This window comes from Bacillus fungorum (assembly GCF_002746455.1).
GTDB classification, from domain to species: domain Bacteria; phylum Bacillota; class Bacilli; order Bacillales; family Bacillaceae_G; genus Bacillus_A; species Bacillus_A fungorum.
Window position 1 is genome coordinate 1 of the sequence record NZ_NWUW01000061.1, and the last position, 8,582, is coordinate 8,582.

Annotated in this window: 6 protein-coding genes; 4 read left to right on the forward strand and 2 right to left on the reverse strand. The window is 38.3% G+C overall.

The window, feature by feature from the left end; genetic code table 11:
* Window positions 1–444: 444 nt before the first annotated feature.
* The gene (locus CO726_RS29720; protein ID WP_000436772.1) at window positions 445–1,362 is read left to right on the forward strand and encodes a proline dehydrogenase family protein; all 918 of its coding nucleotides are present in this window, start codon (window positions 445–447) and stop codon (window positions 1,360–1,362) included.
* Window positions 1,363–1,384: 22 nt separating this feature from the next.
* On the opposite strand, the gene CO726_RS29725 is transcribed toward CO726_RS29720, so the two are convergent.
* Both CO726_RS29725 and CO726_RS29730 read right to left on the reverse strand, forming a co-directional pair.
* Window positions 1,385–2,224 carry a D-alanyl-D-alanine carboxypeptidase family protein gene (locus CO726_RS29725; protein WP_099686693.1) on the reverse strand — a complete coding sequence of 280 codons (840 nt, stop codon included), beginning with the start codon at window positions 2,222–2,224 and terminating at the stop codon, window positions 1,385–1,387.
* Between the two features lie 87 nt (window positions 2,225–2,311).
* A complete protein-coding gene (locus CO726_RS29730; protein WP_001096347.1) occupies window positions 2,312–2,458 on the reverse strand; it encodes a YuzL family protein in 147 nt (48 codons plus the stop codon).
* Between the two features lie 235 nt (window positions 2,459–2,693).
* Here CO726_RS29730 and CO726_RS29740 point away from each other — a divergent pair, with 235 nt between their 5' ends.
* The 3 genes from CO726_RS29740 to CO726_RS29760 all read left to right on the forward strand — a co-directional run bounded on the left by CO726_RS29740 (window position 2,694) and on the right by CO726_RS29760 (window position 8,445).
* Entirely contained in the window at window positions 2,694–5,075 is a 2,382-nt protein-coding gene (locus CO726_RS29740; protein ID WP_099686695.1) for a 3-hydroxyacyl-CoA dehydrogenase/enoyl-CoA hydratase family protein, read from the forward strand.
* A gap of 21 nt (window positions 5,076–5,096) precedes the next feature.
* Complete coding sequence (locus CO726_RS29745; protein WP_001206342.1) at window positions 5,097–6,269, forward strand: acetyl-CoA C-acetyltransferase; 1,173 nt, start codon at window positions 5,097–5,099, stop codon at window positions 6,267–6,269.
* A 391-nt stretch (window positions 6,270–6,660) separates the two neighbouring features.
* The gene (locus CO726_RS29760) at window positions 6,661–8,445 is read left to right on the forward strand and encodes an acyl-CoA dehydrogenase family protein (RefSeq protein WP_098759698.1); all 1,785 of its coding nucleotides are present in this window, start codon (window positions 6,661–6,663) and stop codon (window positions 8,443–8,445) included.
* The last annotated feature ends 137 nt before the right edge of the window (window positions 8,446–8,582 follow it).

The following is an 8,582-nucleotide window of genomic DNA, read 5'->3' on the forward strand; positions in this document are numbered from 1 at the left end:
TTTGTGTAATCTCAAGATTTTGTTGATTATAAAACATAAAAACGCCTCCTTTCTTTTTATTCTTCTAGAAAAGGAGACATTTTTAAAGTGTTTTATTTAAAAATTGTATTGACAGAGTTGTTTTTCAACACTCTGGAAAACTTGAGGTAATGTTACCTCAAGTTTTTTTGATTAATATCCTTATATAATTTACATGGAATATAAAGGGTTTTATAGGCATGTCGAATATTTTCGACATGCCTATTTTGTGCCCGTTAAACTCTATTTTTCTAAATGTCGAAAAATATTTCAGGCATATTTATAAGCGAGAATATAGGGTTTTAAATGTTTTTATAGTATTTTATAAATTATCTAAATAATTATTTGTATCCAATAATTTTAAACAATGATATAATTTTGAAGAGGGGTAAAAAACAGATAAATCAAGTCATAGGGGTGAATTACATGGAACAATTAATGCGAAATTCGTTTCTTTTCTTATCTAAAAATAAAGCGCTAACAAAACTGGCTAAAAAGTACGGTTTACGCTTTGGTGCAGGTCGCTTTGTCGCAGGGGAGACAATTGAATTAGCGACAGCAGCTATTAAACAATTGAACAAGCAAGGACTTTGTGTAACAATCGATTATTTAGGGGAATTCGTTGATAATGAAGCGGAAGCAAATGAAATGGCTAACCAATCGATTGAAGCAATCCGTGCAATTGGAAGAGAAGGTCTTGATTCGCAACTTTCTTTAAAGATGACTTCTATGGGATTGGATATCTCTGATGAAATCGTAATGAACAATATGCGCCGCATTCTAGAAGCTGCAAAAGAAAATGGTGTGTTCGTTACAATTGATATGGAAGATTATACACGCTGCGGAAAGACAATTGATATCTTTAAACAGTTAAAATCTGAGTACGATAATATTGGTACTGTTATTCAAGCTTACCTGTATCGTACAGAAAAAGATATTGAGGACTTAAATGCTTATAATCCTAATTTACGTCTTGTAAAAGGGGCTTATAAAGAACCTGAAGAAGTGGCGTTCCCGGACAAGAAAGATGTAGATGATAACTATAAAAAAATTATTAAAATGCACTTATTAAATGGAAATTATACTGCAATTGCTTCACATGACGAAGCGATTATTGAATATACGAAAAAACTTGCCGAAGAACACAACATTCCAAGAGACCAATTTGAATTCCAGATGTTATATGGTATTCGTAATGAGCGTCAACTTGAGCTAGTAAAAGAAGGTTACAAAATGCGTGTTTACGTACCTTATGGAAACGACTGGTATGGCTACTTCATGCGTCGTCTAGCAGAGCGTCCAGCAAACGTTGCGTTCGTATTAAAAGGTATGGTTAAAAAATAACCAAGGAGAAAATTCTCCTTGGTTATTTTAATTGTTGAAATGCGTAATGTGCCATTTTCTTTGTATCAGGATATAGTTGCGTGCGAGTAGAAGATAATACAACATTAATGACGCGTTTACCGTCTTTTTCATCCACTGTTACGACTGTATACTTTCCGAGTGCTGATAGACCGCTTTTACTTCCAATTGCATATGGATTGTCATATAGTTCTTCTCGTCCATAGTTTGCAATGTTTGGAGAGCGTTCTGAAGTATGTAGAGTTGTACGCGTTGAATTCATATATTCTAAAACAACTGGGTACTTTAATGCTTCTTTCGTAATCATAGCGATGTCATATGGTGATACTTTATTTCCGAGTGCATCAGCACCACTTGCATTTTTGAAAGTCGCATGTTTTGTACCAAGTTCCTTCGCTCTAGCATTCATCATTTTTACAAATTCATTTTTTGATCCTGCAATATGTTCCGCGATGGATTCAGCTATTGGGTCTGCACTAATGATAAGCATCAGTTTTAATGCCTCATCACGCTTTAACTTTTCCCCGGCACGAAGTTTAATTTTCTTACTTTGACTCTCTGTTTTAATTGCGTTCTCTGTAACTGTAATTTCTTCATCTTCTTTTACATTCTCTAGTAAGAGAAGGGTTGTCATCATTTTGGCTATACTAGCCGGATAAGAGCGTTCGTCTTCTCGTTTTCCATACAAAATTTCACCTGTGTTTGCATCGATTGTAATTCCGTATTGCCCAGTGATACTAGGTTGATCAGCTCTTACAGCTTGTTGTCTTTGTGCATAAGAGAAGAAAATCATCCCTGTAAATAGTGTAGCAATCATTACAATCATAACTATTGTTCGTTTCATTATAGTTCCCTCATTTGTTACAAATAAATTGGGCAGAAAAAGCAGCCATTACCCATTATGCCACGTTCTCTGCCCAAAAATATAGCGTTATTTTTCGCCCATATTATGCTTCTTATATTGTTGGTTATTACCTTGACGTCCTTTTTCCACGCCTCGATCAGTTGGGCCAGCGTTTCCTGTCACACTTGCTGCGCTAATTCCAGCCTTTGAAGGGTTCTTCTTAAGTTTTGCCATATATATTCCTCCAGTTTCGTCAGATTATAAAAAGGGAAAGTGTATTTGAGTGAAGAAAATACATATATAGCATGGGCAAATAAAAGAAAAATATTTATTTCAGAAAATTTTATTAATAAATATATTGCGAAAATTTAAACGGTAGCATATATTTATTAGTAGAGGCTCACTCATTGATTGCGACTTATGTCGAAAAATTGAATGAGCATTCATTCAAGAATAGGGGGAGAATTGGATGTTCCAAATTAAAAAGGCTGCTGTTCTAGGGTCAGGCGTAATGGGTTCAGGAATTGCGGCACACTTAGCTAATATTGGTATTCCGACATTATTGCTTGATATTGTACCAACTGCGCTTACGAAAGAAGAAGAAGCGAAGGGACTTACATTAGAACATAAAAGTGTGAGAAATCGTTTTAGTAATACGGCACTGCAAAAACTATTAAAGCAAAAACCAGCTCCTCTGACAGTGAAAGGAAATTTAGCACTGATTGAGGCAGGTAACTTAGAAGATGACCTTGAGCGTCTAGCTGATGTAGATTGGATTATTGAAGTAGTAGTTGAAAACTTAGATATTAAAAAGAAACTATTTGAAAAAGTAGATGCTGTTCGTAAACCGGGTTCTATCGTAAGCTCGAATACGTCAGGTATTTCAGTTGAAAAAATGGCAGAAGGTCGTTCAGACGACTTCCAGAAACACTTCTTAGGCACACACTTTTTTAACCCACCACGATATTTAAAACTTCTAGAGGTAATACCGACGAAAGAAACTGATCCACAAGTATTAAGCTTCATGAAACTATTTGGCGAAGACGTTCTTGGAAAAGGCGTTGTTATCGCAAAAGACACACCAAACTTTATTGGAAACCGCATTGGTACGTACGGTTTATTAGTAACTCTTCAAGAGATGGTAAAACGCGGCTATAGCATTGGGGAAGTTGATTCTGTAACAGGCCCACTTATTGGTCGTCCGAAGAGCGCAACGTTCCGTACATTAGATGTTGTCGGTTTAGATACATTCGTACACGTTGCAAATAACGTATATGAAAACGTACAAGAAGAAGAGCGCGATGTATTTAAAGTACCAGCTTTCATGCATGACATGCTTGAGAAAAAATGGCTTGGAAGTAAAACAGGTCAAGGCTTCTTCTTAAAACAAGGAAAAGAAATTTTAGAATTAAATCCAGAAACGATGGAATACGAAGCTCGTAAAAAATTAAAAGCTGCATCGATTGAGTTGAGTAAACAAGAAAAAGGATTAGCGAATAAATTGAAAGCGCTTGTATACGCGAAAGACCGCGCAGGAGAGTTGTTATGGAACATCATCACACCAACTCTTTTATACTCTGCAAAACTTCATAAAGAAATTGCTGACGATATCGTTGCAATTGACCAAGCGATGAAGTGGGGCTTCGGCTGGGAGCAAGGACCGTTTGAAGTTTGGGATGCAATCGGCGTTGAAAAGTCCGTTCAAAAGATGGAAGAAAACGGCGTAGTTGTTCCGACTTGGGTGAAAGAAATGTTAGAGAAAGGTTTCACTACTTTCTACAAACATGATAACGGAGATAGCTACTATTACGATAATGATGAATATAAGCTAATTGAGCGTAATAAAAAGGCAATTTCTCTTAAGCAATTAAAAGCGAAAAATGGCGTATTAAAGAAAAATAGCGGAGCGAGCTTAATCGATTTAGGCGACGGTATCCTTTGCTTAGAATTCCATTCGAAGAGCAATGCAATCGGTATGGATATTACGCAAATGATTAACTACGCTGTTGATGAAGTAGAAAAGAATTATAAAGGTCTTGTTATCGGTAACCAATCGAAGAACTTCTGCGTTGGTGCGAACCTAGCAATGATTTTAATGGAAGCGCAAGATGACAACTACTTTGAAATTGAGTGGGTTGTGAAAAACTTCCAAGATGCAATGACGAAAATTAAATACTCTTCTAAACCAGTTGTAGCAGCACCATATGGTATGACGCTTGGCGGAGGTACAGAAGTTTGCTTACCAGCAGCGAGCATTCAAGCTTCTAGTGAAACGTATATGGGCTTAGTAGAAGTTGGTGTTGGCTTAATCCCTGGCGGAGGGGGTAATAAAGAGCTATACATTAAACACTTAAATAAAATGGCAAACGGTGTAGAGTTTGATCTGCAAAAAGTTGCAAATAAAGTGTTCGAAACAGTCGCAATGGCGAAAGTTTCAACTTCAGGACAAGAAGCAGTTTCTCATAACTTCTTAGGTGATAAAGACGGTATTAGTGTGAATGGTGATCACTTACTATACGATGCGAAACAGAAAGCACTTGCTTTATATGAAGCTGGTTATAAAGCACCGATCCGTAAAAAGATACCGGTTGTTGGTGAAACAGGATATGCAACTCTTGCACTTGGTGCAGAAGCAATGCACTTATCTGGTTACATTTCAGAGTACGATCTTCACATTGCGAAGAAACTTGCATATGTCATTGCGGGCGGAAAAGTGCCGTATGGAACAGAAGTTGATGAGCAGTATTTATTAGATGTAGAACGTGAAGCATTTATTAGCTTAGTAAGTGAGATGAAATCACAAGCAAGAATGCAGCACATGCTTGTAAAAGGAAAGCCATTACGTAACTAATAACGAGGGGAGATATCGTTCATGAGAGAAGCTGTCATTGTTGCGGGAGCAAGAACACCAATTGGAAAAGCAAAGAGGGGTTCATTAAAAACAGTTCGTCCTGACGATCTAGGGGCGTTAGTAGTAAAGGAAACGTTAAAGCGTGCGAATTATGAAGGACCAATCGATGATTTAATTTTCGGTTGTGCGATGCCAGAAGCAGAGCAAGGTTTAAATATGGCTCGTAATATCGGCGGATTAGCAGGACTTTCTTACGATGTTCCAGCTATTACAATTAACCGTTACTGTTCTTCAGGTTTACAAAGTATCGCTTACGGAGCAGAGCGCATTATGCTTGGACACTCCGAAGCTGTATTATCAGGCGGAGCGGAATCAATGAGTTTAGTTCCAATGATGGGACACGTTGTTCGTCCGAATAGTCGCCTTGTAGAAGCGGCTCCAGAATATTATATGGGTATGGGACATACAGCAGAGCAAGTTGCTGTGAAATATGGGATTTCTCGTGAAGAGCAAGATGCATTTGCAGTAAGAAGTCATCAACGTGCTGCGAAAGCATTAGCTGCAGGGAATTTTGCTGATGAAACAGTATCTGTAGATGTAACGTTACGTACTGTTGGATCAAACAACAAACTGCAAGAAGAAACAATCATTTTCGCACAAGACGAAGGTGTAAGAGCAGAAACGACGCTAGACATTTTAGGTAAATTACGTCCAGCATTTAACGTTCGAGGTTCTGTAACAGCTGGTAACTCTTCACAAATGAGTGACGGTGCAGCCTCTGTACTATTAATGGATCGTGAAAAAGCAGTGAGTGATGGCATGAAGCCACTTGCGAAATTCCGTTCATTTGCAGTAGCTGGCGTACCACCAGAAGTAATGGGAATCGGCCCAATCGCTGCCATTCCAAAAGCGTTAAAACTAGCTGGTTTAGAGCTATCTGATATTGGTTTATTCGAACTAAATGAAGCATTCGCTTCTCAATCAATTCAAGTTATTCGTGAACTTGGTTTAGATGAAGAAAAAGTAAACGTAAACGGCGGTGCAATCGCACTTGGACATCCACTTGGCTGTACAGGAGCAAAACTAACACTATCTCTTATTCACGAAATGAAACGCCGCAACGAACAATTCGGTATCGTAACAATGTGTATCGGCGGCGGAATGGGAGCAGCGGGAGTGTTTGAATTACTATAAAAAAAAGTGGAAGTGGCTTGCTCAGAACAGGAGGGCGTTGGAAGCACTGACGAAGAGGCGCTTTTTGCCTCACAGGAAGGGGTGAAACGACCGACTGTTCTAGCCACTGGAACTGGATTATGAAAAAAAGTGGAAGCGGCTCGCTTAGAATGTGAGGGGGATGGAGCTTCAGACGTAGAGGCGCTCTTTGCCTCGCAGGAAGAAGCGAAGCCACCGAACATTCTAGCCACTGGAACTGGATTATGAGAAAAAAGTGGAAGCGGCTCGCTCAGAATGTGAGAACGCTAATACAAAGAATGGAAGCAACAAAGGTTTATAAAAACAATAGGGAGAGCCAGCTTCTTTCAAAAAGAGAGAAGCGGCTTATGAAAATATGAAGGAGGAAATTTTCATGGAAAAAACAGTAGGAAATGCGGTTAAAGGCGGTAGCTTTTTAGTAGATGAGATTACGATTGATCAAGTGTTTACGCCAGAAGATTTTTCATCTGAGCATAAAATGATTGCAAAAACGACAGAGGACTTTATCGTAAATGAAGTTCTTCCAGAGCTTGAATATTTAGAGCAACATGAGTTTGATCGTTCTGTTCGTCTTTTAAAAGAAGCTGGGGAACTTGGTTTATTAGGCGCTGACGTACCAGAAGAGTATGGCGGAATTGGTCTTGATAAAGTAAGCTCAGCGTTAATCGCAGAGAAATTCTCTCGCGCTGGTGGTTTTGCAATTACTCACGGTGCTCACGTAGGTATCGGATCTTTACCAATCGTATTATTCGGTAATGAAGAGCAAAAGAAAAAGTATTTACCACTACTTGCAACTGGTGAAAAATTAGCTGCATACGCATTAACAGAGCCAGGTTCAGGATCTGACGCATTAGGTGCAAAAACAACTGCACGTTTAAATGCAGAAGGTACACATTATGTATTAAATGGTGAAAAACAGTGGATTACAAACTCTGCATTCGCTGACGTATTTATCGTGTATGCAAAAATTGATGGAGAGCACTTCTCAGCATTTATCGTAGAGAAAGAATATGCCGGCGTATCTACAAGCCCAGAAGAAAAGAAAATGGGTATTAAATGTTCTTCAACTCGTACGTTAATTTTAGAAGATGCATTAGTACCGAAAGAAAACTTACTTGGTGAAATCGGTAAAGGTCATATTATCGCATTCAACATTTTAAATATCGGCCGTTATAAATTAGGTGTTGGTACAGTTGGATCTGCGAAACGTGCAGTAGAAATTTCAGCACAATATGCAAACCAACGTCAACAGTTCAAACAGCCAATCGCTCGCTTCCCATTAATTCAAGAGAAACTTGCGAATATGGCAGCGAAAACATATGCAGCTGAAAGCTCTGTATACCGTACAGTAGGTTTATTCGAAAGCCGCATGAGCACATTATCTGAAGAAGAAGTAAAGGATGGTAAAGCAGTAGCAGCTTCTATCGCTGAATATGCAATCGAGTGCTCTTTAAATAAAGTATTCGGTTCTGAAGTACTAGACTATACAGTAGATGAAGGTGTTCAAATTCACGGTGGTTACGGATTTATGGCAGAGTACGAGATTGAAAGAATGTACCGTGATTCTCGTATTAACCGTATTTTCGAAGGAACGAACGAAATTAACCGCCTAATCGTACCAGGTACGTTCTTACGTAAAGCGATGAAAGGTGAATTACCACTTCTTCAAAAAGCACAAAAATTACAAGAAGAGTTAATGATGATGATGCCAGAAGAAGTAGGCGATGAGCCATTAGCACTTCAAAAATATTTAGTAAATAACGCGAAGAAAATCGGCTTAATGGTAGCTGGATTAGCTGCTCAAAAATACGGTAAAGCATTAGATAAAGAGCAAGAAATTCTTGTGAATATCGCTGACATCGTAAGCAACCTATACGCAATGGAGTCAGCTGTTCTTCGTACAGAAAAAGCAATTAAAACAACTGGTCTTGAAAAGAATAAACAAAAAGTGTTATACACTGAAGTATTCTGCCAAGAAGCATTCAACGAAATCGAAGCAGATGCGAAAGAAACACTTATCGCAGTTGAAAATGGCGACATGCTACGCATGATGTTATCATCATTACGTAAATTAACTCGCCACACACCACTTAACGTAATTCCGAAGAAACGTGAAATTGCTGCGAAAATTTTAGAAGATGAGCGTTACACAGTTTAATACCTTTAAAGAGGTTGTCCCAAAAGTAGCTGAATAGTTACTTTTGGGCAACCTCTTTTTTTGCATAAAACATAAAAAAGAATCGTCCAACTTTGATATAATTAAGTCACCACAACCAAATCACCAAAAGAAAGGAA